Genomic DNA, 26,514 nt, shown 5'->3' on the forward strand with positions numbered 1-26,514 from the left:
TCGCCGCCATGACATCCCCGCAGCCCGCCGAAACCCGGACGCGAGGGCGGTCCCCGCAGACCGCGACCCTCGCCGAGATCGCCCGCGAGGCCGGTGTGTCGGCGCCGACTGTTTCGAAGGTCCTCAACGGCCGTGCCGACGTCGCCCCGGCCACCCGCGCCCGGGTGGAGGACCTGCTGCGCGCCCACGGCTACCGGCGCCGCCGCGCCGAGGCCACCCGCTCGCCCCTGATCGACCTGGTCTTCCACGAGCTGGAGAGCGCCTGGGCGATGGAGGTCATCCGGGGCGTGGAGAACGTCGCCCGCGACACCGGCCTGAGTGTCGTGCTCTCGGAGAGCGCGGGCCGGCTCACCCCGGGCCGCACCTGGGCCGACCAGGTCGCCGCCCGCCGCCCGCACGGCGTCGTCCTCGTCCTGTCCGGCCTGGACGAGTCCCAGCGGGCGCTGCTGACCAGCCGTTCCATCCCGTTCGTGGTGATGGACCCGGCCGGCGACCCGGGCGCCGACGTGCCCTCCATCGGCGCCACCAACTGGCAGGGCGGACTGGCCGCCACCCGGCACCTGGCCGAGCTGGGCCACACCCGCATCGGCGCGATCAGCGGCCCCGTCCGGATGATGTGCAGCCGCGCCCGGATCGACGGCTACCGGGCCGCGCTGGACACCGCCGGGCTGCCCGCCGACCCCGCGCTGATCCGCACCGGCGACTTCCACCACGAGAGCGGCTACCGCCAGGGCCTGGAACTGCTGCGCCGCCCCGACCGGCCCACCGCCGTCTTCGCCGGCAACGACCTGCAGGCGCTCGGCCTGTACGAGGCCGCCCGCGAACTGGGCCTGCGCGTGCCGGAGGACCTCAGCGTGGTCGGCTTCGACGACCTGCCGGTGGCCCGCTGGGTGGGGCCGCCGCTGACGACGGTGCGGCAGCCCCTGACGGAGATGGCCGAGGCCGCGGTCCGGCTGGTCCTCGACCTCGGCCGCGAGGGCGGCGCCGGGGCGGCGACCCGGGTGGAGCTGGCCACCAGCCTGGTGGTGCGCAGCAGTACGGCGCCGCCGCCGTCGGCGTGATCCGGCCGCGGCGCCGTCGTGGTGCCGCCGGGGGCGTGGTCCGGTGGTGCCGCTGCGGTGCCGCCGCGGTGTCGCCGTCGGCGTGACCCGGCGCCGTGCTCGATACCGTCCTCGACGCCGGTCGGCCACGGCCCCGAAACTTTCGACGTCCCCGGAAGTCTGAGAATTCCCGCAGAAACGGCCTCCGCCTGTCGCCGCCCGCAACAATTCGGACGTACGTTCATCCCCGGCGGGCCCCCGGTGACGACACCGCGGGGCGTGGGCAGGGCGACAGAGCCGACAGGGGCGGGCACATGGGCGGGCGGACAAGAGGGCTGAAGGCCGCCGGTCTCGCTCTGGCGGGCGTCCTGCTGCTGGGCGCCGGGGCGGCCGGCTGGGTCTACCGGCACCTCGACGCCAACATCACCGGCGTCGACATCGACAGCGCGCTCGGCGACGACCGCCCCGCCCGCGCCACCGCGGAGCCGTCCGCGTCGGCGTCCGCGCGGGCCACCGGGCCCCTCAACATCCTGGTCCTCGGCTCGGACTCGCGCAGCGGCGAGGAGAACGAGGAGCTCGGCGGCGGCGACAGCGAGGGCGCCCGCTCCGACACGGCGATGGTCGTCCACCTCGACGCCGGACGGACCGGCGCCACCGTGGTCAGCATCCCGCGCGACACCCTCGTCACCCGCCCCTCCTGCCCGCTGGCGGACGGCACCTCGACGCCGGAGGCGTACCAGGTCATGTTCAACACCGCCTACGCGGTGGGCGGTCCGGTGTGCGCGGTCAAGACGGCCGAGACGCTCACCGGCGTCCGCATGGACCACTACATCGAGATCGACTTCTCCGGTTTCGCCAAGCTGGTGGACGCCCTCGGCGGGGTGACCGTCACCACCGACCAGGACATAGACGACGAGAAGAGCCACCTGACCCTGGAGGCGGGCACCCACCACCTCGACGGCACCCAGGCGCTGGGCCTGGCCCGCACCCGGTACGGCACCTCCGGCGGCAGCGACCTCGACCGCATCGAACTCCAGCAGAAACTGGTCAAGGCGCTGCTGAAGCAGATCTCCGACACCGACCTGCTCACCGACCCCGCCCGGCTCTACGACGTGGCCGACGCCGTCACCGGCAGCCTCACCACCGACACCGGCCTGGACTCCCTGGGCGAGCTGACGGAGCTGGGCGGCAGTCTCGGCGGCCTCGCGGAGGACCAGGTGGAGACGGTGACCATGCCGGTGGTGCGGGCCCCGTCCGACGCCAACCGGGTGGTCGCCGACGAGCCGGACGCGAGCGCGCTGTGGGAGTCGCTGCGCTGATCCTCGTGAAAAACCTCCACGACCGTGTCGATCCGGCCGCCCCCCGATCGACGCACGGGTGAGAGGCCGGGACGGAACCGGCCGCCGACCCCGAGGAGTCACCATGCCCCGCTTCCTGTCGCTGATCCGCATAGACGAGGTCAACGCCCCCGCCGACGGCCCCAGCCCCGAACTGATGGAACGCATGGGGAAGCTGATGGAGGAGATGACGAAGGCCGGCGTCCGCCTCGACGACGGCGGCCTCGCCCCCACCGCCCAGGGAGCCCGTGTCCACTACACGGGCGGACAGCTCTCCGTCACCGACGGCCCGTTCACCGAGACCAAGGAGGTCATCGGCGGGTACGCGATGCTCCAGGCCAAGGACCAGGCCGAGGCGGTCGAGTGGGTCAAGCGCTTCCTGAAGACCCACGAGGAGTACTGGACGATCACCTGCGAGGTGCGGGAGATCCTCGGGGGCTGACACGGCTGACGCGGCTGACGCGGCTGACACGGCTGACGGGCCCGCGGTCGGCCCGGTGTGCCCCCTCGGTGTCGCGTGGGCCGGCGGTCGGCCCGGTGCGTCCACGGCGTCGCGTGGGCCGGCGGTTGGTCCGGGGCGGTCCACGGTGTTGCATGGGGGCTGTGGAACCACAGCCCACCGCCACCGGGGACGCCCGGACCGCCCAGGCCGCCCAGGCCGCCCTGGCCGCCCTGGAGACCGTCTTCCGCCTGGAGTCCCCGCGGGTCGTCGCCGGCGTCGCCCGCGTCGTCCGCGACCTCGGCATCGCCGAGGAACTCACCCAGGACGCCCTGGTCGCCGCCCTGGAGCAGTGGCCCCGGGACGGCGTCCCCGACAACCCGGGCGCCTGGCTCATGGCCACCGCCCGCCGTCGCGCCGTCGACCTGGTACGCCGCCGGGAGAACTACGCCCGCAAGCTCGCCGAGATCGGCCGGACCCTCGACGACACGGCCCCGCCCGAGGAACCCGCCGACCCGGACGACATCGACGACGACCTGCTCCGCCTGGTCTTCACCACCTGCCACCCGGTGCTCTCCGCCGAGGCCCGCACCGCCCTCACCCTGCGTCTGCTCGGCGGCCTCACCACCGCCGAGATCGCCCGCGCGTTCCTGGTCCCCGAGCCGACGGTGGCCCAGCGCGTCGTCCGCGCCAAGCGCACCCTGGCCACCCGGAACGTCGCCTTCGAGGTGCCGTACGGCCCCGACCGCGAGGCCCGCCTCGGCTCCGTCCTCGACGTCATCTACCTGATCTTCAACGAGGGGTACGCCGCCACCGCGGGCGACGACTGGCTCCGCCCCGCCCTCTGCGAGGACGCCCTGCGCCTCGCCCGCGTGCTCTGCGCCCGGATGCCGAAGGAACCGGAGGTGCACGGCCTCACCGCCCTGCTGGAGTTCCAGTCCTCCCGCGCCGCCGCCCGCACCGGCCCCGACGGCGCCCCGGTCCTCCTCAAGGACCAGAACCGCGGCCGCTGGAACCGCCTGCTCATCACCCGCGGCCTCACCGCCCTCGCCCGGGCCGGCGCCGCCGCCCCGGGTCCGTACGTCCTCCAGGCCGCGATCGCCGCCTGCCACGCCCAGGCGTACACGTACGAGGAGACCGACTGGCCCCGCATCGCCGCCCTCTACGCCCTGCTCGCCGCCCGCGCTCCGTCCCCGGTCGTGGAGCTGAACCGCGCGGTCGCCGTCTCGATGGCCGAGGGCCCGGCCCCCGCCCTGGAGATCGTCGACGCCCTCGCCGCCGAACCGGCCCTGCGCGCCTACCACCTGCTCCCCAGCGTCCGCGGCGACCTCCTCCACCGCCTGGGCCGTACGGCGGAGGCCCGCGCCGAGTTCGCACGGGCGGCCTCCCTGGCCGGCAACGCCCGGGAGCGCGAGCTGCTCAGCCGGCGGGCACGGGAGTGCCGCCGCGCCACAGCAGTTCGTGATACCGGGCGGCCCGCTCGCGGGTCACGGACTGAGCCATGAGGCGCCGGATCGCGTCGTTGACGTCGTCGAGGGCAGGGCAGCCGCACGGCCCGGCGGCCGGGACGAGAAGGGCATACCGCAACGCTGGGGCGTGCCTCCGACAGCCGCAGCGGACCGGGACCCATGACAGAGGCCGGACCAGGCAGTCGTAGAGCGGGGCGTCTTCCCATGGGTGCGATGTCCCGACGCGGACCCAGCCCCATGCGCGGTAGGCCGAGCGTGCGGCTTCGGCTTCGGCTTCGGATGGGACAGATCGCCTTCACACAATGACCCTGGTTCAGGAGACGCGGGCCGTACCGCAAAAGGCACGGAGTGCGTCCGGGTACAGCGCTACGGTGGCAGCTCGGGCATGGGGTCACTCCGCTGGTCTGCTGAGCGTGTTGGTCGTATGCGGACATGGCGACAGTGAAGTCGTCCGGCTGGCAGCGCCGCCGCGCTACGTGGTGTCGGGCAGGAAAGAAGCACGGTCGGTTATGGGCAGGCTGGGGCACACAGCGAGAACGGTTGGTGGGGGACGAATGAGAGTTTGCTTTCTGATCGACGAAGATTGGAGCTCACCGAAGGCCGGGACCCGGGGATGGCTCACCATGAGGGAATCTCTGGTGCGAGCGTTCATGGAATCCGTTCCACGGCATAGGCGTCATGCCCGCTTTTCTACGGGTACTCTCCCACTGTGGCAGCTTGCTCAAGAAATGGGCAGCGCCGAATCCGCCGCAAACGGCGTTCTCGGCGAGCACTGGGCAGTCTGGAGCACCTTCCTTGGGCCGGACCTTGCTAAGCACATCGCGTCATGTGATGTCGCGGGCATGGTCGTGGAATCCCTGACTCCGTCGGACGCTCGTGCTATGCATATCCGGCTAAAAAGCGTCGAATGGTATCTGGGGGCGGTGCAAGTGCGTCCGGAGATTCCGGAGCACTGGGCAGTGTTTCTGAAGAGCATCCCGAGCCGGTTCCGGATCTTCGAAGACTCCCTCTATTTGTTTCATAGAGGGTATGAGTTGGAAGTCGAGGATACTCGAGATCACGCGGAATTCCGGGAGTGGGAAGCTTCCGCCTTGTTCTCCTCCGTTCATTGGGAGGACTCCGGAGCGCGGGAGACCATCTTTGACCCGTATGACAACATGCAGCACTTTCGCAGGCTCGGCGAGGCGGACGAACTGCTCCATGGGCAGTTCTCATCCGCACTGGGTGAAACCCTGATGCGCTGCTCAGACCTGGACCCGAATCTCACTCAACGGTTGCATGCGGCTATCAAGGCGTTCGAGGGGCATGAGACGGCCGAAGAGTTGGCGCATGTGTCGGTGTCCTGTCGGCGATTTACGGAAAAGCTTGCAGACTGCCTTTACCCTCCGCGTGAAGAAAAGGTCGGTGGGCGAAAGGTCGGCCAGGCTGAGTATCGGAACCGTCTGTGGGCATACGTCGCGGAAAATGTCACCTCTGACACCACGCGTGAACTGCTCATCGCGAACGTCGAGGACTTGGGCAAGCGGATCGACAAGCTGGACGGGCTGAGTAATAAGGGCCTGCACTCCGACGTTTCATCCGCAGATGTGAACCGACTGTTGCTTTCGCTCCTCGTCGTGGCACATGACTTGATCTCGCTTCGACCGCCCGGCGGTGCGTTCTCGTACAAGCCGTACGAGACCACGATTCGTGCCTTCATGGAGGAGGTGCTGCACCAAGAAGAGCATCCGTCGCAGGGTAGCGAGGAATAGAACTGTCTAACTGGCTGCGTGCTTGACCCTGCCATGAGTGGCGTCCTCGAAGCCTGCGATGAATTCTCGATGCCTGTCCTCGATCCCCTTCGCGCTCTCCCACTCGGAGGGGGCGAGGCCTTCGGGCTCCTCCAAGGGAAGTTGGTCGAGGGAAATGAGGGCCTTCACCTGGCAGACGGAGGTGGTTTCTTCTACCAAATTTTCGATGTCTTCCTCTTCGGCTACGCCCTGAAGAACGGGCAGCCTGTACGTGGCGAAGCTGTATCCCTCGGCGTAGGGATACACGGTAACGATGGCCGCGCGCTCCCACATCGACGCAGTAGCGGGCTCGCCGTCAAGAGCATCACTGCAACCCTGTTCGTACGTATCGAGAGCGCGGCCCGGGTCTTTTCCGATCTTTTTCCTTGAGGGCGTTGTACGCCTCGGTCTCTTCGCTCGTGATCGGGACGCTCCCTGGGCTACTTGGGCTGGCATTCCAGGCCAGCGCCCTTTCTGCGTCCACGCGCTACTCGCCCCGTTGAGCCCTCGCCGCGAGAGCGGGGATTGCCTCGATCTTCTCCGCCGTGAGGTCGTTCCAGACGAGCCCGCGAGGCCGGCGCCGGTTGGGGCACTCGATCACCTCGTCCGGCGTCACGATGAGGTCCACGCTGAAGTCGTGCTCGGTCTCGGGGATTTCCTTGTCGATGACCTGAAGGGGGTGGACGGGCGCGACGATGACCGTCTCGTCCGTCACGAGGCGCGCCTCGATGAGGAGCGCCACCTCCAGGTCGGAGTATCCGGCCCCCTTGCCGATGCGCGCGCCGGAACGATTGACGGCCACGCTGCCGCAGATCACGACGTCGACGGGCCGCATGTCCTCGACCCCCACGCGGCGGGCGACCAGCGCAGCCCCCTTCTTCTCTGCCGCCTGTTCAGCCGATACCTCCAGCGTCTCCGGGTCGAGCAGGAAGAACGGCTGGAGGCTCGCCATCCTTGGAACGGCCATATAGAGGAGCTTGCCGTCCTTGAGCGCGCGCGTGCGGACCGGCAACTGTGCCCAGTCGGGGTTTGCCTTGACCGTCCGGGCCTGCTTCCACACATCCAGCTCAGCCAGGCGCTCGGCCGTCGCCTCCCCGCCGTGGAAGCCGGGGATCTTGCCGTACGAGCCCTCGGGCACCGCACCTTCATGCTCGAGCAGGCGCCACACCTGGTCGCGGACGGCTTCCTTGGCCTGGTCGATGTTGCTCACGTGCCCCTACCGGTCCCGTCAGATCGCTGCCATGAGAGCCAGGAGGCGGTCATTGATGTCCTGCACCCACGGTTCGTGCCGCCACTCCCGAAGCTCTCGGCCAGCGGCGAATGCCAGGTTAAGACCGCCGCCCTCGTGTCAGCTCAACCGTGTCGATCGTCTGGTGCAGCGAGACAGCTGCTTCGTCGAGCTTGTGCTGACGGATCAGCGAGAGCGTGAGGTTACCGAGTGCGATTGCTTGGCTCTTCTGCTTCGCCCCCAGCCCTCCGGCTGTCGTGCGCAGCACCGGCTCGGCCCGCGCCGGCAGTCCGAGAAACAGGTAGCACGAACCAGCAAGCCGGTTGAACTCGTTGATCGTGTAGTACTCCGCGGCGACGTCGGCCCCGTCGACCCGGTCGAACTGTGCCTCGGCCTGCTTCAGTGCTTCCTCGCATGCCTTGAGCTCCCCGGACATGGCATGTCCCTCGGCGACGTGCAGCAGGGCGAGGCCCGTGAGCGACGGACTGGTGTTTTCGGCGACTTCGGCCGCTGCTGCGGCGAACGCCACCCCCTCTATTGGGTCCTTCCCGCCGTAGAGGGCGACGTAGCTCTTGCGCAGCGTCGCGTACGCCTCGGCGCGGACGTCACGGACCTGGCGGGCGGCATGAACGGCTTCGTCGAGATATCTGACCGGTGCCACGTGGTCGCGCCGCTGGCTCACGTCCCACGTGAGTTGTCCCAGGAACGTGGCCGACTCGGCTTCGACCTGCAAGAGCGCCCGGCGGACTCGCGGTTTGGCAGCGTTCTCCCGAAGGAACTTCACTTGGCCGTGTACCTGGCCGGCGGGGCCGAGAAGGGCCGTCGACGGCACCTTGTCGTAGCGCTCGTCGAGCTGGCAGACGCGTTCGTGCAGGTACGCCACGGCCACCAGATCGGCCGACGAGGGATGTTCCAGCATGTAGTTCATACGCTCGCTCGACGCGGACTGTGTGATTGTCACGTCATCGAGCAGAGACTGCAGTTCGTCAGCTGATACCTCGAGCACGGCTGCGAGCTTCGGCCGTACCCAGGGCTGAGGTTCCGTTTCGGCCCGCTCCCAGCGCACGACCGTCGATCGTTCAACGCCGAGGTGTTCGGCGAGCTTTTCTTGGCTGAGTCCCGCTGCTTTGCGACGCTTGGCAAAGCGAACGCGTTTTGCCGCCATCGCTCTTCCCTTCCGGATTCGGGGGGCCTCGCCACCATAGCCAGGCCACGGCCGTTTACGCAGGTCGACGGCGGTCCTGCCACATTCTTGCCTCTTTCCTGCCCCACTCATGCTCTGGGTTTTGGCAGACCAAGGGACTTTTCTGGCTACTACGCCGATCCCCCGGTGGCCGGGGCCTACGGGCCGCCCAGCCGGAACCGGCTTCCCCAGGAGCCCAGGAGGAGTCCCATGCGCCCCGCGATTTACGGGTACATGCGCCTCGTCAGCAGCGACGAGACCGATGACGAGACCGAGTGCGTCAAGCGCGAGTTGGTCGAGTACGCCGCACTCGAAGGCTTTGCGCTCGACCGGGTTTTCACCGAATGCATCCGGCGGTCCGAGCCGGTGTTCCACGTCATGCTCGAGGCGTTGAAGCGCCACGAGGTCAAGGACATCCTCGTGCCCTCGCTCTGGCACTTCGCGCGGCTGCCCGGCCTCCAGAACGCGATGCGTCAACACATCGAGCAGGAGACCGGCGCCCGCGTCTGGGTTGTGCAGGGACGGCGGCCATGAACAACGTACGCCCCGTGGCCTACGCCTACCTGTACGTGGCCCCCGACGCCGATGACGACACCTCTTGGAGGCTTGAAGCCGAACTCAGGCGCTACGCCGACGACCAGGGCTTCGACCTCGCCGGTCTTTTTTACGAGGACATCACCGGCTGCTTCGCCTCCTGGGAGGCGCTGAGGCAGGAGCTCCGTCAGGTGAACGCCCACCACGTCATCGTGCCGTCCTTCTCCCACTTGACGCGGCACGAACTGCTTCTTGAGCACCTTCTGGACCGTTTGGAGCGGGGAGGGAGAGCCGAAGTCCACGAGCTGCGTCCTCGGAAGTGATCGGAACCCGCACATCAGCAACCCAGGGTCACTGCGCGCGTCGTGCGGCAGGGCCCGCTGTGACCCAGTACCGCGCGCAGGTCATCACCGCCATGATGACGGGCGCCTCGCTCTTGAGCGTCCTCGTCGTCGCAGTGACCCGCTGACCCCTCGCTCCGGCCGGTCGCCTGACCGGAGGAACGGGCCCTGGACGTATCGCGCGGTGCGCCCGGGGTCCACCCTGTTCGCCGTCCCGGCCGTGCTGCTCAACCCAGTACGCCGGGGTTATCCAAACCTCTTCCAGGGAGGCGTTCGTGACCGTCAATGTCGATGCTGTCTCAACTCGCCCGGACCTCGCCCCGCCGGATCTGGCCGAGGTCTTCGGCCACGCCTGCGCTCAAGTCCACCGCACTGCCGCGGACATATGGCCCGGTGAAGCCGTGACTTTGGAACGTCATATCCCGAGCACCACCGGATACGTGCACCAGACCCGCGTCGGGGACCGGACCCTGTACGCGAAGACCTCGATCCTGGGCGTCTCTCTTGTCTCCCTGCTCCGGGGTGCCTGTGGCCCATGGCCCGCTGTCCGCCGGGCTCAGCGGGCGTACGCCATGCAGCTTGACGGACTGATGACGCGCGAGGCCGCGCAACTCCAGGTCCTCGCCGAGATGGACCGGCCCCAGGTGTGCACCGTCGCCGGAGTGAGGGAGGGCGTCATCTTCACCGAGCCGGTCACCGGTCCGTCCCTGGGGGAGGTGCTGCTCACGCGGCCGGCCGACACCTGCGCTCTGCTCGTCCGCACCTTCGACGAGCTGCGCCCGCTGCACCGGCCGGGCGCCGCCCACCGCCTCGCCCTTGGTGGCGCGATCGGCGAGCGCAGCATCGCGGGGACCTTCCTGCGGAAGTTCAACGGCCTGTCCGGCGAGACCTACCTCGACAGGCTCGGAGCGGAGCGGTGCGAGCCGGGGGCGCGGGCCGAGGTCATCGAGCTCGCGCGACGCAGTGTCGTGCGGTTGCGGAAGCTGCGGGTGGCGCTGCCTGGCTCGGTAGGGACGTCCCTGGCCTACGGGGATCTGAAACCCGAGCACGTGCTCTTCACGCATGGGCCCGACGAGCGGCCGGTGCTGCTCGACCCTGGCATGTTCCGTGCGAGCCCGATGGTCGACATCGCGAAGATGATCAGCCGAACCGTTCTCCTGCTCGCCGCCCGACGACCTGACCTCGAGACGGCGCGTCAGGTCGTCGAGGGCATCGGGGCCTTCACCGAGCAGCAGGCCGGTCGGCAGGCCGGCCGGGAGCGCAGCGCCTGGGAACGCGGCCTGCTGACGCTCTGGATGATGGACACGGTCAACATCCTCGCGACCTACCTGTCCGCGCCGGCGGTCCTGCCGTTGCCCGGCGTCGCCTTGGCCCTCGTCGACCGCGCCGTCCCGGTGTGTCGGCTCGTCGACGAGGTGAGTGCCGACCTCGCCGAACGGCCGGCCGGGCGGGGTCCTTGGGAGCGTGCTCTTGTTCGTGCGTGGGCGGTCGCCTCATGACGTCCGTGCCGATGGCCGTCGGCCTCGTTGGCAGCGGTGCTGTCGGGCAGGCCGTCGGCGGAGCGCTCGTGACCGCCGGCGTAGGAGGTCGGCTGCTCGTCGCCTCGCGTACCGACGAGCAGTCGGGCGCCCTGGCCGACGATCTCGCCGATATGCAGACCGCGGTCGGCTCGCCCGTACGTCCGATCGCCGCGGCGACCGGCGACCTGAGGGACTGCGAGGCCGTCGTCATCGCCGTGCGAGCGAGCTTCGTCAACACCCGAGGCACCGACGTTCGCATGGGCGGGGCGCGGGCGAACGCGCAACTGATCGGCACGCTCGCCTGCGAGCTGCACGGGTACACCGGCACGGTGCTGATGGTGACCAACCCGGTCGACCTGATGGCCCGCCGCTTCGCAGAGGTTTCCGACTGCCGACGGGTTTTCGGCATCGGCTCGGGCCTGGACACCGCCCGGTACCGGCTCACCCTGGCCCGGCTGCTCGGCGTCCCCGTCGCCGAGGTGAAGGGGCATGTGATCGGCGAGCATGGCGAGGCGGCCGTGGTGTGCGCCTCGTCGACCACCGTCAACGACGAGCCCGTCCCGGTCCCCCGTCGGGCGATCCGGGCGATCAGGGACGAGCTCACCCAGCGGCCCGGCCGGATCAACGCCGGCATCGGCCGCACCCGCTCCGGACCGGCCGGGGCCGTCGTCACCGCCCTCCGCCTCGCCCTCGCTGTCGAGGACGGGGTGACCGAGCTGTCGACCGGGTACGGGGACGACTTCCTCGGAATCCCGTTGCGGTTCACCCGGGGCGAACCCGTACCGTCCATGCCTCCGCTCGACCCGGTCGAGGCCGGCGAGCTGGAGGCCGCCCGCGGCAAACTCCGCGCTGCCTACCAGATGGTGAGCGGCATCCCGCCGCAACCGCTTCCGTCGGAGAGGAATCCGTCGTGACCACTCACGCTGTACGCCTTGAGGCCGCCGGCGCGGCCGTGACCGTCGTGTCCGCCGAGCGCGCCGTCACCGACTGGACGGCCCGCTACTTCGGGCAGTGGTGGAAGGCCTCGGAGGTAGCCCCGGAAAGCGTTTGTACGGGCCCCGTCGTCGTTGCCCAGGTGAGCCCCGGCGCGTACGCCGACGCCGCCCTGGAGGTCACGCAGAGGCCCCACACGAGCGCCGTCCACGCGAAGGCGCGGCTCCTCCTCGCCCGCGACGAGGCCGCCGGCGTGATCCGCGGCGTCTCACCGGAGGAGGCGCTGGCCTACCGGTCCGAGCCCGCGGTCGGGCGCCTGACGGTCATCGGCTGCGCCACCGAGCCGGTCGCGACGGCGACCGCCCGCCTGGCCCGTGAGGTGATGCGGGGGACGCTGCTGAGAGCGGGCTGGTCGGTGCTGCACGCGTCGGCCGTCGTCCACGAAGGGCGGGTCATCCTCACTTTCGGTCAGAAGGGCGCCGGCAAGACGACGACAGCGCTCGTGCTCGCCGCTCGGCGGGGGCTCGCGCTGCTGGCCAATGACCGGGTCTTCGTCCGCCGGAACCGCAGGGGCGGCGTCGACGTCCTGCCCTGGCCGTCGGCCGCCGCGCTCGGCCTGGGTCTGCTCGACGGCCTCGGCTGGTTCGAGGTGGTGCAGGAGCGGCTGGAAAGCGGGGAGGCGCTGCACCCGACGCAGGACGGCCGTGTCACCGAAGCGCTGCGCGCCGGCCGCCGCGAGCCGTTGTGGGAGGGCGGGAAGGAGTTGAAAGCACAGGTCTTCCCCGATCAGTTCCCGAGCTGGTTCGGCGTGCCGCTCGCCACGGGCGGGGTCGCCGGCGCCCTGGTGTTCCCGAGGACCGAGCAGGGGGCCGTCCCGGCCGCCGAGGACGGCGACGGGCGCGGGCTGACCGACAGCGACTTCATGTCGGGCAGGACCGAGGACCGGTACCCCGACGTCTTCGAGCTCGCCCGGGTCGACGGAGGTGGCGCGGCCGACGCCCGGCACGAGGTGCTTCACCTCCTGGCGGAGCTCCCTCACCACGCGGTCGTCCTCGGTCACGATGTCGAAGGGAACGCCGACGTCCTGGCGAAGGTGACTGGCTGCGCCTGACACGCGGCGAGGTGTACGGCGAGGTGCGCGCCGCGCCTTCTTGCTGCCCCGGCCGTGTTCTCGCGGACGGGGCAGCCTTGCTCGCAGTCCCCCGGGTCAGGCATTGAAGTGCTGCTGGAGTACTGGTGGACGCGGGAGTGCCGTCAGCGGACCGGATGCCCGAGCAGCATCGTCGGCGCCCCAGCCACCCGGGTCAGGAACACGGTCGCCGCGTGCGGCCCCTGGGGCTTGACCTTGCGGCGCAGCTCCTCCGGTTCGACGGCCGAGCCGCGCTTCTTCACGGTCAGCGTGCCGACGCCCCGCTCCCGCAGCAGCGCCTTCAGCTTCTTGACGTTGAAGGGCATCAGGTCGGTGATCTCGTACGCCGTGGCGTACGGCGTCGGCCGCAGCGCGTCCGCCGTGACGTACGCGATCGTCGCGTCGAGCAGCCCGCCGCCGACCTGGTCGGCCACCTCGGCGACCAGGTGGGCGCGGATGACGGCGCCGTCCGGCTCGTAGAGGTACCGGCCGGGGGTGCGGACGTCCGGGTCGGGCAGCCGGCGGGAGAGCAGGGTGCGCGGGCCCGGCAGCAGCGTCGCCCGCACCGCGCCCGGCTCGGTGCCGAACCACAGCACCGCCTCCTTGACGTCCCCGCCGTCGGAGATCCACTCGGCCTCGGCACCCTCGGGCACCGCCTCGTGCGGGATGCCGGGCGCGACCTTCAGCGCGGCGGCCCGGGACGCCGTACGGGCCGCCCGCACGGCCCACGACAGGGGCGGCGAGTAGGCCTCGGGGTCGAAGATCCGGCCCCGGCCGCCCCGTCTGGCGGGGTCGACGAAGACCGCGTCGTACCCGCCGGTCTCCACCTCCGCGACATCCCCCTCCCGCACCTCGACCAGCCCGTCGAGCCCCAGCGCCTCGGCGTTGGCGCGGGCGGCGGCGGCCGTCGCCGGGTCCCGGTCCACCGCCAGCACCCTGATCCCGGCCCGGGCCAGCGCGATCGCGTCCCCGCCGATCCCGCAGCACAGGTCGGCGACGGAGGTCACGCCCAGCTCGGTGAAGCGCCGGGCGCGGTACGCGGCGACACTCGCCCGCGTCGACTGCTCGACCCCGTTGGGCGTGAAGAACATCCGCCCGGCGTCCTCGGCCCCGAACTTCGCCACCGCCCGCTGCCGCAGCCGGGCCTGGCCCAGGGCCGCCGAGACGAGGTCGGCCGGGTGGGTACGGCGCAGCCGGGTGGCGACGGCCAGCTCCTCGGCGGGATCGGTGTCGCGCACCTGGTCGAGCAGGTCGCGGCCGGCGGGGGCGAGGAGGGCGAGGAGGGCGTCGAGGTCGTTCACCGGGCCATTGTGGGCCAGGCGGTGGACCGTTCGTCCCCGGTCGCGTGTCGGGCGGGTTCCCGGTCCGGTGGCTGCGAGGATCCGGCATCATGCGAGTAGTAGGACAAAATGACAAAAACTGGGTACGTCGCAGGGGGAGGGCGCGCGTCCGCGGCGGTCTCGCCGTGCTCGCCGTCGCCACTCTCGTCCCGGGCTGTGCGCTGGGCTCCTCCGGGGCGCGGCCCGCCGCCGGCCAGCCCCTCCAGGCGCCCCCGGCCCGCGCGCTGGACGCCTACGCGGGCAAGCTGCGCGCCGCGCACGCCGTGGCGAAGCGCTGGGGTCTGAAGCGGGCTCCGCTGCCCGCGCCCCCGCCCCCGGCCGAGAAGCCCAGGATCCCCACCCGCGACGGCTTCGAGGTCGACGACCACGCCGAACGCGGCCTCCCGCCGGTCTTCACCACGGTCCCGACCAAGAAGAAGATCGTCTTCCTCACCATCGACGACGGCGGCGAGAAGGACCGCCGCTTCCTGGAGATGATGAGCGACCTGAAGGTCCCGTACACCGCCTTCCTCAGCGACTACCTGGTGAAGGACGACTACGCCTACTTCAAGAGGATGCAGGCGCGCGGCGTCACCCTCAACAACCACACCCTCACCCACCCCTACCTGCCCGGCCTCTCCTACGCCGAGCAGGAGCGCGAGATCTGCGGCATGCAGGAGGTGATCCGCGAGCGGTACGGCAAGCGCCCCGCCGTCTTCCGCCCGCCCTTCGGCAACTACAACCAGGACACCCTGGTCGCCGCCAAGAGCTGCGGCATCACCCACGTCCCGCTGTGGAACGAGGAGGTCTTCGCCGGCCACTGGGACTACCGGGAGTGGGACCGCGAGATCCACCCCGGCGACATCGTCCTCACCCACTTCCGCGGCACCAAGGACTGGGACGGCACCATGCCCGACATGGTCCGCCGCTTCCTGGACAAGATCACCGCCGAGGGGTACGCGGTGGCCCGCCTGGAGGACTACCTGTGAGGCGGCACCGGGCCGGGGCGGCCGGCGCCGCCCTGGCCGCCGCCCTGCTCACCGCCTGCGCCGCGGCCGGCGCCCCCGCGCCGGGCCCCGGGACGGGCGGGGGCCCGGCCAGCGGCCTGCCGCCCGTCGTCGACCACGTCCCCACCCGCGACCGCGTCGTCTTCCTCACCTACGACGACGGAGCCGAACGCGACCCGGACTTCCCCGGCCTGGTCCGCGACCGGCGGCTGCCGGTCACCCTGTTCCTCACCGACCAGGTCGCCGGACCGGCGTACGGCCGCTTCGCGCGGCTGCGCGCGGTCGGCGCGAGCCTGCAGAACCACACCCTCGACCACCCCGCCCTGCGCGGCCTGCCCTACGCCGGCCAGCGCGCCGAGATCTGCGGCCAGCAGCGCAAGCTGAAGTCCCGCTTCGGCGTCCGCCCCCGGCTCCTCCGCCCGCCCTACGGCCGCTACGACACGGCGACCCTGCGGGCCGCCGCCGACTGCGGCGTCACGGCGGTCGTCCTGTGGCGGGCCGCCCCGGACGCGACCGGCGCCCTGGCCTTCACCCGCGGCGAGCCCCGCCTGCGCCCCGGCGACATCATCGCCGTCGACCCGGACCGGCCGAAGGGGGCGTCCCTGACGGCGCGCACGGAGAGGGTGCTGCGGGAGATCGAGGCGAGGGGGCTGGAGGTCGGGCGCCTCGAGGACCACCTGTAGGCCGTTCCCGGCCCGCCCGGCGTCCGGCGTTCGGCGTCCGGCGTTCGGCGTTCGGCGGCGGGCCGGACGGGCCGGAGACGGGGCCCGGGGCGGCGGTCCCGGCGACGCGCGCCCCGGCTGCCGGGGACCGCGGAAACCGGCGTCCACGAGCGAAATCCCGCCGACGCGCCGCGGGCATTGGCACTCCGCTTGACCGAGTGCTAACCGCGGTCATAGTCTCAGGTCTGGCACTCCCCCCAGGAGAGTGCCAACAACGCGACGGGCAGGTCCGGCACCCGCGACGACGGATCGACCTGGTCGCCACCTCAGACAGTTAACCCCGTGAGATCTCCGAAGGGGGAGGTCGGATCGTGACGACCGCCAGCTCCAAGGTTGCCATCAAGCCGCTCGAGGACCGCATCGTGGTCCAGCCGCTCGACGCCGAGCAGACCACGGCCTCGGGCCTGGTCATTCCGGACACCGCCAAGGAGAAGCCCCAGGAGGGCGTCGTCCTGGCCGTGGGCCCGGGCCGCTTCGAGGAAGGCAACCGTCTTCCGCTCGACGTCTCCGTCGGCGACGTCGTGCTCTACAGCAAGTACGGCGGCACCGAGGTGAAGTACAACGGCGAGGAGTACCTCGTCCTCTCGGCCCGCGACGTCCTCGCGATCGTCGAGAAGTAGTTCACCCGAAGCACCTCGCTTCACCCGAGGCACTCTGCTTAATCCGAGGCACCTTGCTTCACCCGAGGCATCCCGCTTCACCCGAGGCACCTTGCTTCACCCGAGGCATCCCGCTTCACCCGAGGCACCTTGCTTCACCCGAGGCACCTTGCTTCACCCGAGGCATCCCGCTTCGCAAGCACATTGCTTTTCAGCTGCGCCCCTGGCCCCCGCCACCACCAAGAAGCCGGGCGCCCGGGGCGCAGCGTCGTTAACCCACATTCCGGAAGAGGGCTCACGCTCCCATGGCGAAGATCCTGAAGTTCGACGAGGACGCCCGTCGCGCCCTCGAGCGCGGCGTCAACAAGCTTGCCGACACGGTGAAGGTGACGATCGGCCCCAAGGGCCGCAACGTCGTCATCGACAAGAAGTTCGGTGCCCCCACCATCACCAACGACGGTGTCACGATCGCCCGCGAGGTCGAGATCGAGGACCCGTACGAGAACCTGGGTGCCCAGCTGGTGAAGGAGGTGGCGACCAAGACCAACGACATCGCGGGTGACGGCACCACCACCGCCACGGTCCTGGCCCAGGCGCTGGTCCGCGAGGGCCTGAAGAACGTCGCCGCCGGCGCCTCCCCGGCGCTGCTGAAGAAGGGCATCGACGCGGCCGTCAAGGCGGTCTCCGACGACCTCCTCGCCACCGCCCGCCCGATCGACGAGAAGTCCGACATCGCCGCGGTCGCCGCGCTGTCCGCCCAGGACCAGCAGGTCGGCGAGCTGATCGCCGAGGCGATGGACAAGGTCGGCAAGGACGGTGTCATCACCGTCGAGGAGTCCAACACCTTCGGCCTCGAGCTGGACTTCACCGAGGGCATGGCCTTCGACAAGGGCTACCTGTCGCCGTACTTCGTGACGGACCAGGAGCGCATGGAGGCCGTCCTGGAGGACGCCTACATCCTGATCCACCAGGGCAAGATCTCCTCCATCCAGGACCTGCTGCCGCTGCTGGAGAAGGTCATCCAGGCCAACTCCTCCAAGCCGCTGCTGATCATCGCCGAGGACGTCGAGGGCGAGGCCCTCTCCACCCTGGTCGTCAACAAGATCCGCGGCACCTTCAACGCGGTGGCCGTCAAGGCCCCCGGCTTCGGTGACCGCCGCAAGGCGATGCTGCAGGACATGGCGGTCCTCACCGGCGCCACGGTCATCTCCGAGGAGGTCGGCCTCAAGCTCGACCAGGTCGGCCTGGACGTGCTCGGCACCGCCCGCCGCATCACCGTCACCAAGGACGACACCACCATCGTCGACGGTGCCGGCGACAAGGCCGACGTCGAGGGCCGCGTCAACCAGATCAAGGCCGAGATCGAGGCCACGGACTCCGACTGGGACCGCGAGAAGCTCCAGGAGCGCCTCGCCAAGCTGGCCGGCGGCGTGTGCGTGATCAAGGTCGGCGCCGCCACCGAGGTGGAGCTGAAGGAGCGCAAGCACCGTCTGGAGGACGCCATCTCCGCGACCCGCGCCGCGGTCGAGGAGGGCATCGTCTCCGGTGGCGGCTCCGCCCTGGTCCACGCGTCCAAGGTCCTGGAGGGCAACCTCGACAAGACCGGCGACGAGGCCACCGGTGTCTCCGTGGTCGCCCGCGCCGTCGTCGAGCCGCTGCGCTGGATCGCGGAGAACGCCGGCCTGGAGGGCTACGTCATCGTCTCCAAGGTCAAGGAGCTGGAGAAGGGCAGCGGTTACAACGCCGCCTCCGGCGAGTACGGCGACCTGGTCAAGGCCGGCGTCATCGACCCGGTGAAGGTCACCCGCTCCGCCCTGGAGAACGCCGCCTCCATCGCCTCCCTCCTGCTGACGACCGAGACCCTGGTCGTCGAGAAGAAGGAAGAGGAGGAGCCGGCCGCCGCTGGTCACAGCCACGGCCACGCCCACTGAGGCAGCGCGAGCCTTTCCGGTGCCCGGTACCCCTCGTGGGGTGCCGGGCACCGGCGTCTCCGGGACCCGAGTATCGGCATCGATGTCAGCGCCCTGCGGCACGATGTGCGGCAGGGGAGACGATCGGGGAAGGGGCGGGCGATGCGCACACCTGTCACGGGCGAGGCGTGGGTCTCGTACGGCCAGATCTACGTGGAGAGCGACCCGGACTGCTCGATACCGGACCTGCGGCCCTCGGCCCCCTGGTGCCGCTGCCGTGCGGGCCCTGGTCCGCCGCCGGGGGTCAGAGGTAGTTGTCGATGACCGGGTAGACGATCGCCATCAGGATCCCGAGGACGAGTACCGGAATCGCCAGCACTTTCGCCGTCGAGGACAGCGACTTCACCGCGTTCGTGGCCGCTCTCGAGTAGTGGCGCGCGTGGGCGCCCAGGTCGTGGCGGGCGAAGGCGCGGAGCACCAGCGCGATCACGGCCGTGATCAGGGAGACGGTGAGGGAGGTGCCCACACCGTGGCCGCCGAGACGGTCGCCGATGTCGACGATGTGCGGTTGCTGTTCCTCCGCGGCCTTCATGGCGCCCGCCGCGGCCAGGAGGACGTACACGGTGGAGACGACGGCCAGGACCATCCCGCCCGCCGCCGTCACGACGGCGCGCACCGACTTGCCGGGGGGCCGGGAGGGCCGGGAGGGCTGTGGGGTCTTCCTGTGCTCCGGGGCGGTCGGGGGCTCTTCGTCGGGCTCCGCGGCAGCCGGGGGCTCTGTGACGCGCTGGTACTCCGGCGCCGGCGGTCCCGAAACCCTGCGGGTCTCCCGGGTGAGCGGGTCCGGCTGGTCCTCCGGAGGCGGCGGGTGGACGACCACCGTCTCGTTCGGCCGTTCCTCCGGCTTCCCGGACACGGGTGGGGGCGCGGTTGCCGCCTCGGGTTCGACGGTGACCTCCACGTGGACCACCGACTCGTCGGCCACGCCCTTCAGTTCGACGTTCCCGGTCAGGTGCCCTGGGGTGTCGGTCTCCACACCGACGTTGAAACCGTTCGGCAGCGGCTCGACGCGCAGCCATCGCTGCGTGGACTGGGCCACGCAGTGGCGGGCGAGAGGCGGGCCGCCCAGCATGACGGACTTCTCCGCGGACATCGCTCCCTGGCAGACCCTGCCGAAGTCGAGGAACGCGGGCGACGGTTTCAGACGGATCGCCTGCAGGGCGCTGTGGGCCTGGTCGGCGATGTGGCTCAGGTCGTTGCGCGCGATCTCCTCCAGGGCCTGGCGGGCCCCCTCGGCCACGGGGAGGTCGTCGTCATGGAGCCGGCGGTTCAGCTCCGTGACGGCGCCCAGCCGGGTCACGACGTTGTCGCTCCTGATGGCGCCCTGCAGGAAGGGCGGGGAGGGAACCGCGGCGATCTTGATGCGGCCGCGTCGGCTGTGCGCCAGCCACGGATCGCCCTGCATCTCCACCGTGCGCTTCGGCGTCTGGTTGGGGTTCTCGTCCTGCACCCGTTCGTAGATGTAGTCGTACAGTTCGTTCAGGCGGATCTCGCCGTCCTCGTCCCGGTCGGCCTCGCCGGTCCTCAGCCCCTCGACCACCGCGTGGGTGAAGACCGACGGACGCTGAGGGGCCTTCTCGGCGAGATCGGGGCCTTCGAAGGCGTACTCCATGGAGTCGGCCGCCGTGATGACGGCCCAGCCGCGGCCGCCGGGCGCCTTGTCGGTGTGGAAGGACTCGAGGACGTTCACGTCCCCCGCGGCGCGTACGGAGGCTCCGCGGGAGAAGGCACCGCCATAGCAGCAGTCGAGCAGCAGGACGGTCCGGCCGGCCCTGGTACGGGACATGCAGGTGCGGACGAACTGGGACGGGATCGCTGTGGCGTCCAGCATCCGCATCTCGGAGTCCCTGGCGGCGAAGTACAGCTCGCCGGACTCGCTCTTGAGCCCGTGGCACGAGAAATGCAGCACCAGGGTGTCTTCCCGGCGGCGGTCGCTGAAGAAGTGCTGGATGCGCCGGCGCATCACGTCGGCCGGCGCGTTGCGCACGACCTCGACGTCGAAGTCGCCGATCTGCGGGTCCTCCAGGACCCCGGCGAGAGCTTCGGCGTCCTGGGCGGGCGCCCTGAGTTTCCTGAGCCCTTGGTCGTCGTAGTGGTCGTTGGCGATGATCAGGGCGTGCCGGGACTCCTTCGTCTTCGAGCTCATGCCTGGGCTCCCGCGGCCGAATGCCGCTCCACGAATACGCGGAACGCGTCCGTCACCTGCTCGTCGGTCGCCTTGGACACCTCGATCGCGTCACCGTCGATCTCCAGGCGCAACGACGGGTTGGAGTCGTGGGAGCGGCCGAGCCACGATCGCATCACCGTCACCACCTGGCTCAGAGCGGTCGCGGAGCCGCCCAGTGCCACCAGGAGTTCCCCGATCTCGGTGATGCCGACGGCCCGCGCTCCCGGGGGGATGTCCCTGGCCGGGACGGCGGTGACGTCGTCGACGTCGAGCTGCAGCAGTTCTTCGCGCAGATAGCCGGTCTGTCTCGCGACGTCCTCGGCCTCGGCGTCCTCTTCGATCAGTGAGACGCGCAGGTTCCTTTCCACCGGACAGGCCTCCCTCCTCGTGTTCCCACGGAGGCGCGGAGTCGGACGGGGAGTGGCTCCACGTCGTCCATCTCATTCTCCGTCGTTCGCCATAAGGCCGCAAACATCCCGGTGGATCGCCGGACATGTATTCGTGGAATTCTCGACCTTCGCGATTTTCGGCGCGTGGAAGTTGAATTTCGTACGGAAACGTGGCCGTTCCAGTCACCAAAGCCGGGCTCGGCGTCATCCATCAGGGGCGGCTGCTGCGGGCAATCGGCGGAAAAGCCGTCCGCCGCGCTGTGGCCGTCGCCAGAGGAGTCGATTCTCAGACCTGAACCGCTCCGCTCCGTGAAAGGAAGGTCATGACTGAGACTGCCGACAGCCCACCCGCGTTCCTCCAGGAGACCGCGGACCCCGTCCGCGCCCACCTGGCCGCGTCGACGTTGAGCGCCTTCCTGCGGACGGCGGGCACGCTGACGCTGGAGGAGCGTCGTCTCATCATCGACCTCTCCGGCCCGGCGGGCCCGCCGGGGCGGGCGCGGGGGTGAACTCCTCGAAGCACCGGCCGTTCCCGGTCCACCGCCGTGGAAGAGGTCATCTCGCCGGGAGTCTCCTGTGGCTCATGAACACGAACCCGGCGCCGAGGCCGAAGGCGGCCCGGAGAACGGCCAGTCCCTCCCCGACGCCGCGGACTCTCCCGTCCACGCCACCGCCGAGGAGTCCGATGCCCCGCCCTGGCCGCAGGACGGGGCGGAAGGGCAGGTCGTTCGGACCCTCGTGGTGCGGATGGGCCGTTGTTTCCGCACCTCGGGTGCCACCGGCACGCCAGGGGAAGAGGCGTTCGTGAAGGCGGTGGCCGATGCCTGCGTCGGGGAACTCGAGAGGCCCGGCCCGCCGGGCCGGGAGTATGGGCGCCTGCGGGTCATCAAGGCCGACGAGCCCTTGGAGCAGTACACCGGCGACGCGTTCGTCGCCTTCCACTGCGACGGGTCGACCCGTCCGGACGCACGGGGGGCGAGCGTCGGCTACCGCGACGCCGCGGGCCAGTCCCTCGCGCAGGCATGGAAACGCGCCTACGACAGGCACGGCTGGTCGGGCGGGTTCCGGAAGGACAATTGCGGCGAGAACCTGAAAAATTATTACGGCACCCGAAAAGCTGTCGAAGCCGGCAACCCGCGAGCCTTCGTCGCCGAGTGCGGGTTCCTCACCAACAGGGGCGACAAGGCCCTGCTGACCGGCCGGGGCGGTGTGGGCCGCATGGTGTGCGCGCTGTTCGAGGCGCTCGGCATCTGAGCTCCGGCGAGATTTCGGCGGGATCCCGGCATGCCTCGGCAGGAATCCGGGTGACGCGGCCCGCCGCGGACCGCCGCTGTTTTCGGGCGCACGTCGAGGCATGTGGACCGTCCTTGCCGCGTTATAGTGGAAATGTGATGTGAGTCACAGGCTCTGCGGGTGTGTGGCAGGGGTCCCGCCCGGCACCGGCCGGACGACTCGACGCGGAGTCGAGCATCCGTCTCTGAGCGTTCTCCGCTCACCGGTGAAAGCCGTTCGCTCCAGCCCCGCCGCCCTGTCCCGCCGTCCGGTGAGGGGCTCGGTGTCCTCTGCGCCCGTCGCCGCCCGGCAGGCCGCCGAGCCATCGAGACGTGCCGGCCCGACGGGCTTCCCGAGCCTCATGGGCGAGTCGCGACGGCAGCCGCGTCCCCGCACGGGCGTCGAGTGGTCGCACGGCCGGCGGATATCCGGGGAGGAATCCGTCAATGGTTGGGGAATCACGCGGTGTCACCTTCTCGGGCTCCGTGAAGGCGTCCGCCTGTGCCGACTGTCCGCCGCGTCTCGGTGTTCCTCCGGACGGGGGCGCCGTCGCGGACGGCCCGACAGTCGAGAGAAGTCCTTGTCGTGTTCGAATTTACCGAGAACGTCCATCGCGAGAACGACGGCACGGTGCGGCACCTCGAGCATTTCCAGCAGCCCTTCGTGGCGGTTTCGCCGGACAGGGCTCAGGAAAGCGCCGAGGAGAGCTCCGGAATCCGCCGGGTGCCCGCCGCGACGCCCCAGGAACTCGCCGAGGAATATCTGCGCGAGGTCGCGCCTGCCTACGGGATCCAGGAGTCGATGCTGCCGGGGCCCGCCGGCCGGGACGCCGCCGGCGCCGAGAGCTCCGCCGGTCCTCTCGGGGGCGGTGTCCTGGAGCTGGCCGAGGAGAAGGAGGTCATGGGAACGACGCTGGTCTCCTACCAGCAGAAGTACGACGGCCTGCCCGTGTGGGAGGCGGGAGTCAGCGTCACGGTCCAGCCGGAGCCGATGCGGATCACGGCGTCGCAGAGCTCCGTGCGGACGGACGTCTCCCTCCCGGAGGGGCCGGAGGGAGCCGGACCCTACGGTCCCGGCGAGATCACGCCGGAGGCGCTCAAGCCCCTGCTGGGAGTACGGCCGAGTGAGCCCCTCACGCTCAACGGCACTCCTCACGAACTGATCTACGAGTACGACCCCGACCGCAGATTCGACCCGGAGACACGCCACGCACCGGCCGGGAAACTCGAGGAGGCGCCGCCCACGCTTCCGCTTCCTCCCGTACCCGACACTCTCGCCGGGCAGCGGTTCCAGCGGGTGACCGAGGTGCTCTTCACCCTGCCCGTGCCGGGCCACGATTCGCTCAACTGGCGTGCGTTCGTCGAGTCCACCACCGGAACGGTCGTCCGTCTGAGGGCTCTGACCGCCTGCGCCACCGGTCTGGTGTTCCAGGAGGACCCCCTGACCGCGGGAGCCGCGTCCGCGTCACCGACCGGGCCCGCGGCCGCCCTCAATCCGTTCCGGTCCGAGGTGGTCCTGGAGGGCCTCGAGGAAAGCGACCCGCAGCCTCTGCGCGGCACGTTCGTCGAGCTTCTCGACAGCGCCCCTCCCTTCGTGGACCCACCCGAATCCCCCAGCCCGCCGGGCGACTTCTCCTTCGACGCGCTGGCGAGGGGGTTCGCCGCGGTGAACGCCTACCACCACTGCGACTGGCTCTTCCGCAATATGCAGGAAATGGGGTTCGACCTCACGACGTTCTTCGACGGCACCGATTTCCCGGTGCCGGTGGACGCCTGTGGTTTCCACGACGACGTCAACGCCCGGGCTCCGGGCAATGTGACCGGCACTGGTTCCGGCGGCTTCGAGTTCGGGCTGGCCGGAACGCCGTTCCCGGCGGTGAGCATCGCGGCGGACCTTCGCGTCGTCCTGCACGAGTTCGGCCACACGATCCTCTGGGACAGCGTGCACAGCCCGAACTTCGGGTTCGCGCACAGCGCCGGCGACAGCCTCGCGGCCGTGCACATGGACCCCGAATCAGCCCTCAGGACCCACCCGGAGCGACGGTTCCAGACCTTCCCCTGGGTCCTCCCCGACCGCAACCACGGCCGCTCGGTGGCCCAGGGCTGGGCATGGGGAGGCCGCAAGGACGTCGGGAGCTACTCCAGCGAGCAGATCCTCTCGACGACGCACTTCCGTCTGTACCGCTCGCTCGGCGGCGACTCCGAGGACGTGGCCCGGCGCAAACTCGCGGCCCGCCAGACGATGTTCCTGATCTTCAAGGCGATCGGATCACTGGCGAGCGGCCCGGTCACTCCGACGCCGAACCCGAAGATCTTCGCCACCGCTCTGATGAACGCCGACATCGGCACCAGCGACTTCGAGGGCTACCGGGGCGGGACGTACCACAAGGTGATCCGGTGGAGCTTCGAGAAGCAGGGTCTCTACCAGCCCCCCGGGGCCCCCACTCCGGTGACCTCACCCGGAGCGCCGCCGGACGTCGACGTCTACATCGACGACGGGCGCGACGGCGAGTACGGGTTCCAGCCGGTCCACTGGGAGTGCACCGACATCTGGAACCGGCTGGCGCCGAGTGAGGGAGGCGGCGACGGCGTCCATCAGACACCGGTGACGGGCCAGGTGAACCACGCCTATGTCCGCGTCGGCAACAGGGGCAGGAAGCCGGCCCGCAACGTGGTGGTGCGCGGCTATTCCGCCGCCCCCGGGGCCGGACTGTCCTGGCCGGACGGCTGGAAGCCGATGGACACGCCGCGGCTCGAGGCGCCCGGTGAGATCCCGCCGGACGGCAGCGTGATCGTCGGCCCCTTCAGTTGGCGGCCGCGAACGCCCGGACACGAGTGCATGCTCATGGAGGTCAGCGCCGACGGGGACCTGAGCAACGTGGATCCCGGTACCTTCTACCCCTGCGCCCTCGGGCCCACGGCGGAGTGGCGCCTCGTGCCCTTCGACAACAACATCGCGCAGCGCAACGTCGCACCGGTGCCCGGAGGCGGCGGTCCTCACGGGCTGCTTTCGGCTTTCGCGGACCGTCGTCTCATGGTGCGCAACCCGTTCGGGGAGACCGCCGGGATCACCATCGCCCCGCAGCTTCCGGGGTTCCTCTCCGACCGCGGCTGGGAGATGGGCGTCCGGCGCAGGGACTCCGGCATCGACGTCGTGCTGGAACCCGGTGAGGAGATCGACGTCGCCCTGCACATGCGGCCCGGACGGGACTTCACCCGCGAGGAGGTCCTGAACGCTGACGGCCCACCGTCGATCCGCGTTCTCGCCTCGGCCGGCGGAATCGTCTTCGGCGGGATGACCTACCGGCTCGATCCCGACATGACCCAGGCTCCGGACGAGACGGCAGGAGGTGACACCGCACGTTAGGAGATCCCGCGCGAACACCCTGACCGGTTGCCCGGAACACTCTGCCGGGAGGAAGAAATGGCTGACATAGGTTACACGGAACGACTCGAAGTAGTCCGTGCGATAGAGGAATTCGAGGCGCAGAAGACCATCCAGACCGAGGTGACCACCGAAGGGAGCGTCGGTGCGCAGCCCGCGTCCTCCGAACTCCTCCCGAGGCTGGAAGCCGCACTCCAGAACGGGGAAGCCCCCTACCTGGGCAAGGCAGCGGACACCTCGGGTCCGGAGGAGGCGGAGGAGCTTCTCTGGTCGCAGATCGGGCCGCTGGACACGGGCCCGGTGGGCTTCCGGAGCGGAGTCGCCGTCGGCGGCTGGTCGAACCTCACCCTGCACCGGAACGGCGCCTACAACTTCAGCGGGCACTTCCACGTGTCCGGCGCCATCAGCTACAACATCTCCTTCGTCTGGGCCATCCGCGACAGATCCCCCAACCCCACCATCTATGTCTTCGCCCATAACGGACGACTGCACGGAACCTTCGAGCCGGGGTCCAGGGACAGCGACTGGAACAAGCACGAGGTGAACCAGGCGCTGGCGGCGGGCTGGCCCGTCCTGGAGCGGACCGGCTACAACTGGCGGTGGACGGCGAGGGTCAACGCGGACTTCACGCCATGGCTCGACGCCATCATCAAGGCGGTGGCAGCGGGACAGGCCATCGCGAAGGTCGTCACCATCTTCGCCTAGCCGCGCCCGGCCCGGCTCCGGGCCGGCCGCGCCGACGTCGCTCGTGCGCGTCGGGCAG

Annotated in this window: 24 protein-coding genes; 18 read left to right on the plus strand and 6 right to left on the minus strand. The window is 70.3% G+C overall.

The features are described 5' to 3' along the window. Positions 1-8 precede the first annotated feature (8 nt). The 5 genes from ACY1JF_RS01365 to ACY1JF_RS01385 all read left to right on the plus strand — a co-directional run bounded on the left by ACY1JF_RS01365 (position 9) and on the right by ACY1JF_RS01385 (position 6,036). A complete protein-coding gene (locus ACY1JF_RS01365; RefSeq protein WP_462703067.1) occupies positions 9-1,061 on the plus strand; it encodes a LacI family DNA-binding transcriptional regulator in 1,053 nt (350 codons plus the stop codon). A 293-nt stretch (positions 1,062-1,354) separates the two neighbouring features. Further along, positions 1,355-2,359 carry an LCP family protein gene (locus ACY1JF_RS01370; RefSeq protein ID WP_462703068.1) on the plus strand — a complete coding sequence of 335 codons (1,005 nt, stop codon included), beginning with the start codon at positions 1,355-1,357 and terminating at the stop codon, positions 2,357-2,359. A gap of 103 nt (positions 2,360-2,462) precedes the next feature. Continuing rightward, a complete protein-coding gene (locus ACY1JF_RS01375) occupies positions 2,463-2,819 on the plus strand; it encodes a YciI family protein (RefSeq protein ID WP_462703069.1) in 357 nt (118 codons plus the stop codon). 152 nt (positions 2,820-2,971) lie between these two features. After that, a complete protein-coding gene (locus tag ACY1JF_RS01380; protein ID WP_462703070.1) occupies positions 2,972-4,321 on the plus strand; it encodes an RNA polymerase sigma factor in 1,350 nt (449 codons plus the stop codon). A 692-nt stretch (positions 4,322-5,013) separates the two neighbouring features. Then, a complete protein-coding gene (locus tag ACY1JF_RS01385; protein ID WP_215167445.1) occupies positions 5,014-6,036 on the plus strand; it encodes an LSm family protein in 1,023 nt (340 codons plus the stop codon). A 6-nt stretch (positions 6,037-6,042) separates the two neighbouring features. On the opposite strand, the gene ACY1JF_RS01390 is transcribed toward ACY1JF_RS01385, so the two are convergent. From ACY1JF_RS01390 to ACY1JF_RS01400, 3 genes are all read right to left on the minus strand, one after another. After that, a complete protein-coding gene (locus tag ACY1JF_RS01390) occupies positions 6,043-6,321 on the minus strand; it encodes a hypothetical protein (protein ID WP_462703071.1) in 279 nt (92 codons plus the stop codon). A 220-nt stretch (positions 6,322-6,541) separates the two neighbouring features. Next, entirely contained in the window at positions 6,542-7,264 is a 723-nt protein-coding gene (locus ACY1JF_RS01395) for a 5-formyltetrahydrofolate cyclo-ligase (RefSeq protein ID WP_215167447.1), read from the minus strand. Positions 7,265-7,382: 118 nt separating this feature from the next. Beyond that, a complete protein-coding gene (locus tag ACY1JF_RS01400; RefSeq protein ID WP_462703072.1) occupies positions 7,383-8,447 on the minus strand; it encodes a helix-turn-helix domain-containing protein in 1,065 nt (354 codons plus the stop codon). A 228-nt stretch (positions 8,448-8,675) separates the two neighbouring features. Here ACY1JF_RS01400 and ACY1JF_RS01405 point away from each other — a divergent pair, with 228 nt between their 5' ends. The 5 genes from ACY1JF_RS01405 to ACY1JF_RS01425 all read left to right on the plus strand — a co-directional run bounded on the left by ACY1JF_RS01405 (position 8,676) and on the right by ACY1JF_RS01425 (position 12,904). Next, complete coding sequence (locus tag ACY1JF_RS01405; RefSeq protein ID WP_462703073.1) at positions 8,676-8,999, plus strand: recombinase family protein; 324 nt, start codon at positions 8,676-8,678, stop codon at positions 8,997-8,999. After that, positions 8,996-9,322, plus strand: coding sequence for a recombinase family protein (locus ACY1JF_RS01410; RefSeq protein ID WP_462703074.1), 327 nt, complete (start codon positions 8,996-8,998; stop codon positions 9,320-9,322). Before ACY1JF_RS01405 ends, ACY1JF_RS01410 begins: the two co-directional genes overlap by 4 nt. A gap of 293 nt (positions 9,323-9,615) precedes the next feature. Next, on the plus strand, positions 9,616-10,839 hold the full coding sequence (locus tag ACY1JF_RS01415) for a phosphotransferase (protein ID WP_462703075.1): 1,224 nt from the start codon (positions 9,616-9,618) through the stop codon (positions 10,837-10,839). Further along, positions 10,836-11,774, plus strand: a complete 939-nt coding sequence (locus ACY1JF_RS01420) for a lactate/malate family dehydrogenase (RefSeq protein WP_215167452.1) — start codon at positions 10,836-10,838, stop codon at positions 11,772-11,774. Before ACY1JF_RS01415 ends, ACY1JF_RS01420 begins: the two co-directional genes overlap by 4 nt. Beyond that, a complete protein-coding gene (locus ACY1JF_RS01425) occupies positions 11,771-12,904 on the plus strand; it encodes a hypothetical protein (protein ID WP_308114568.1) in 1,134 nt (377 codons plus the stop codon). Before ACY1JF_RS01420 ends, ACY1JF_RS01425 begins: the two co-directional genes overlap by 4 nt. A 143-nt stretch (positions 12,905-13,047) precedes the next feature. On the opposite strand, the gene ACY1JF_RS01430 is transcribed toward ACY1JF_RS01425, so the two are convergent. Beyond that, entirely contained in the window at positions 13,048-14,223 is a 1,176-nt protein-coding gene (locus ACY1JF_RS01430) for a THUMP-like domain-containing protein (protein WP_462703076.1), read from the minus strand. Between the two features lie 89 nt (positions 14,224-14,312). On the opposite strand from ACY1JF_RS01430, the gene ACY1JF_RS01435 reads away from it, so the two are divergent. From ACY1JF_RS01435 to groL, 4 genes are all read left to right on the plus strand, one after another. Further along, a complete protein-coding gene (locus ACY1JF_RS01435) occupies positions 14,313-15,230 on the plus strand; it encodes a polysaccharide deacetylase family protein (protein WP_462703077.1) in 918 nt (305 codons plus the stop codon). Further along, on the plus strand, positions 15,227-15,931 hold the full coding sequence (locus ACY1JF_RS01440) for a polysaccharide deacetylase family protein (RefSeq protein WP_462703078.1): 705 nt from the start codon (positions 15,227-15,229) through the stop codon (positions 15,929-15,931). The genes ACY1JF_RS01435 and ACY1JF_RS01440 overlap by 4 nt, the downstream gene beginning before the upstream one ends. Positions 15,932-16,281: 350 nt before the next feature. Then, a complete protein-coding gene (groES, locus tag ACY1JF_RS01445; RefSeq protein WP_462703079.1) occupies positions 16,282-16,590 on the plus strand; it encodes a co-chaperone GroES in 309 nt (102 codons plus the stop codon). A 284-nt stretch (positions 16,591-16,874) separates the two neighbouring features. Then, positions 16,875-18,500, plus strand: a complete 1,626-nt coding sequence (groL, locus tag ACY1JF_RS01450) for a chaperonin GroEL (RefSeq protein WP_462703080.1) — start codon at positions 16,875-16,877, stop codon at positions 18,498-18,500. Between the two features lie 283 nt (positions 18,501-18,783). Here groL and ACY1JF_RS01455 read toward each other — a convergent pair whose 3' ends face one another. Together ACY1JF_RS01455 and ACY1JF_RS01460 are read right to left on the minus strand one after the other, a co-directional pair. Beyond that, the gene (locus ACY1JF_RS01455) at positions 18,784-20,685 is read right to left on the minus strand and encodes a caspase family protein (protein ID WP_462703081.1); all 1,902 of its coding nucleotides are present in this window, start codon (positions 20,683-20,685) and stop codon (positions 18,784-18,786) included. Then, on the minus strand, positions 20,682-21,074 hold the full coding sequence (locus tag ACY1JF_RS01460) for a hypothetical protein (protein WP_462703082.1): 393 nt from the start codon (positions 21,072-21,074) through the stop codon (positions 20,682-20,684). The genes ACY1JF_RS01455 and ACY1JF_RS01460 overlap by 4 nt, the downstream gene beginning before the upstream one ends. Before the next feature lie 344 nt (positions 21,075-21,418). Here ACY1JF_RS01460 and ACY1JF_RS01465 point away from each other — a divergent pair, with 344 nt between their 5' ends. The 4 genes from ACY1JF_RS01465 (at position 21,419) to ACY1JF_RS01480 (ending at position 26,456) form a co-directional block, all read left to right on the plus strand. Next, positions 21,419-21,604 carry a hypothetical protein gene (locus ACY1JF_RS01465; protein ID WP_462703083.1) on the plus strand — a complete coding sequence of 62 codons (186 nt, stop codon included), beginning with the start codon at positions 21,419-21,421 and terminating at the stop codon, positions 21,602-21,604. 67 nt (positions 21,605-21,671) lie between these two features. Further along, positions 21,672-22,349 carry an N-acetylmuramoyl-L-alanine amidase gene (locus ACY1JF_RS01470; protein ID WP_462703084.1) on the plus strand — a complete coding sequence of 226 codons (678 nt, stop codon included), beginning with the start codon at positions 21,672-21,674 and terminating at the stop codon, positions 22,347-22,349. A gap of 519 nt (positions 22,350-22,868) precedes the next feature. Next, complete coding sequence (locus ACY1JF_RS01475; protein WP_462703085.1) at positions 22,869-25,733, plus strand: hypothetical protein; 2,865 nt, start codon at positions 22,869-22,871, stop codon at positions 25,731-25,733. A gap of 57 nt (positions 25,734-25,790) precedes the next feature. Further along, positions 25,791-26,456 carry a hypothetical protein gene (locus tag ACY1JF_RS01480; RefSeq protein ID WP_462703086.1) on the plus strand — a complete coding sequence of 222 codons (666 nt, stop codon included), beginning with the start codon at positions 25,791-25,793 and terminating at the stop codon, positions 26,454-26,456. Positions 26,457-26,514 lie beyond the last annotated feature (58 nt).

The organism is Streptomyces sp. SYSU D01066-1, from assembly GCF_054956795.1.

Coding starts and splice junctions, on each gene's coding strand:
- groL (WP_462703080.1), top strand. CDS start 16,875: ATGGCGAAGATCCTGAAGTTCGACGAGGACGCCCGTCGCGCCCTCGAG.
- ACY1JF_RS01455 (WP_462703081.1), bottom strand. CDS start 20,685: ATGAGCTCGAAGACGAAGGAGTCCCGGCACGCCCTGATCATCGCCAAC.
- ACY1JF_RS01420 (WP_215167452.1), top strand. CDS start 10,836: ATGACGTCCGTGCCGATGGCCGTCGGCCTCGTTGGCAGCGGTGCTGTC.
- ACY1JF_RS01435 (WP_462703077.1), top strand. CDS start 14,313: ATGCGAGTAGTAGGACAAAATGACAAAAACTGGGTACGTCGCAGGGGG.
- ACY1JF_RS01405 (WP_462703073.1), top strand. CDS start 8,676: ATGCGCCCCGCGATTTACGGGTACATGCGCCTCGTCAGCAGCGACGAG.
- ACY1JF_RS01365 (WP_462703067.1), top strand. CDS start 9: ATGACATCCCCGCAGCCCGCCGAAACCCGGACGCGAGGGCGGTCCCCG.
- ACY1JF_RS01375 (WP_462703069.1), top strand. CDS start 2,463: ATGCCCCGCTTCCTGTCGCTGATCCGCATAGACGAGGTCAACGCCCCC.
- ACY1JF_RS01410 (WP_462703074.1), top strand. CDS start 8,996: ATGAACAACGTACGCCCCGTGGCCTACGCCTACCTGTACGTGGCCCCC.
- ACY1JF_RS01400 (WP_462703072.1), bottom strand. CDS start 8,447: ATGGCGGCAAAACGCGTTCGCTTTGCCAAGCGTCGCAAAGCAGCGGGA.
- ACY1JF_RS01465 (WP_462703083.1), top strand. CDS start 21,419: ATGACTGAGACTGCCGACAGCCCACCCGCGTTCCTCCAGGAGACCGCG.
- ACY1JF_RS01480 (WP_462703086.1), top strand. CDS start 25,791: ATGGCTGACATAGGTTACACGGAACGACTCGAAGTAGTCCGTGCGATA.
- ACY1JF_RS01385 (WP_215167445.1), top strand. CDS start 5,014: ATGGGCAGCGCCGAATCCGCCGCAAACGGCGTTCTCGGCGAGCACTGG.
- ACY1JF_RS01370 (WP_462703068.1), top strand. CDS start 1,355: ATGGGCGGGCGGACAAGAGGGCTGAAGGCCGCCGGTCTCGCTCTGGCG.
- ACY1JF_RS01380 (WP_462703070.1), top strand. CDS start 2,972: ATGGGGGCTGTGGAACCACAGCCCACCGCCACCGGGGACGCCCGGACC.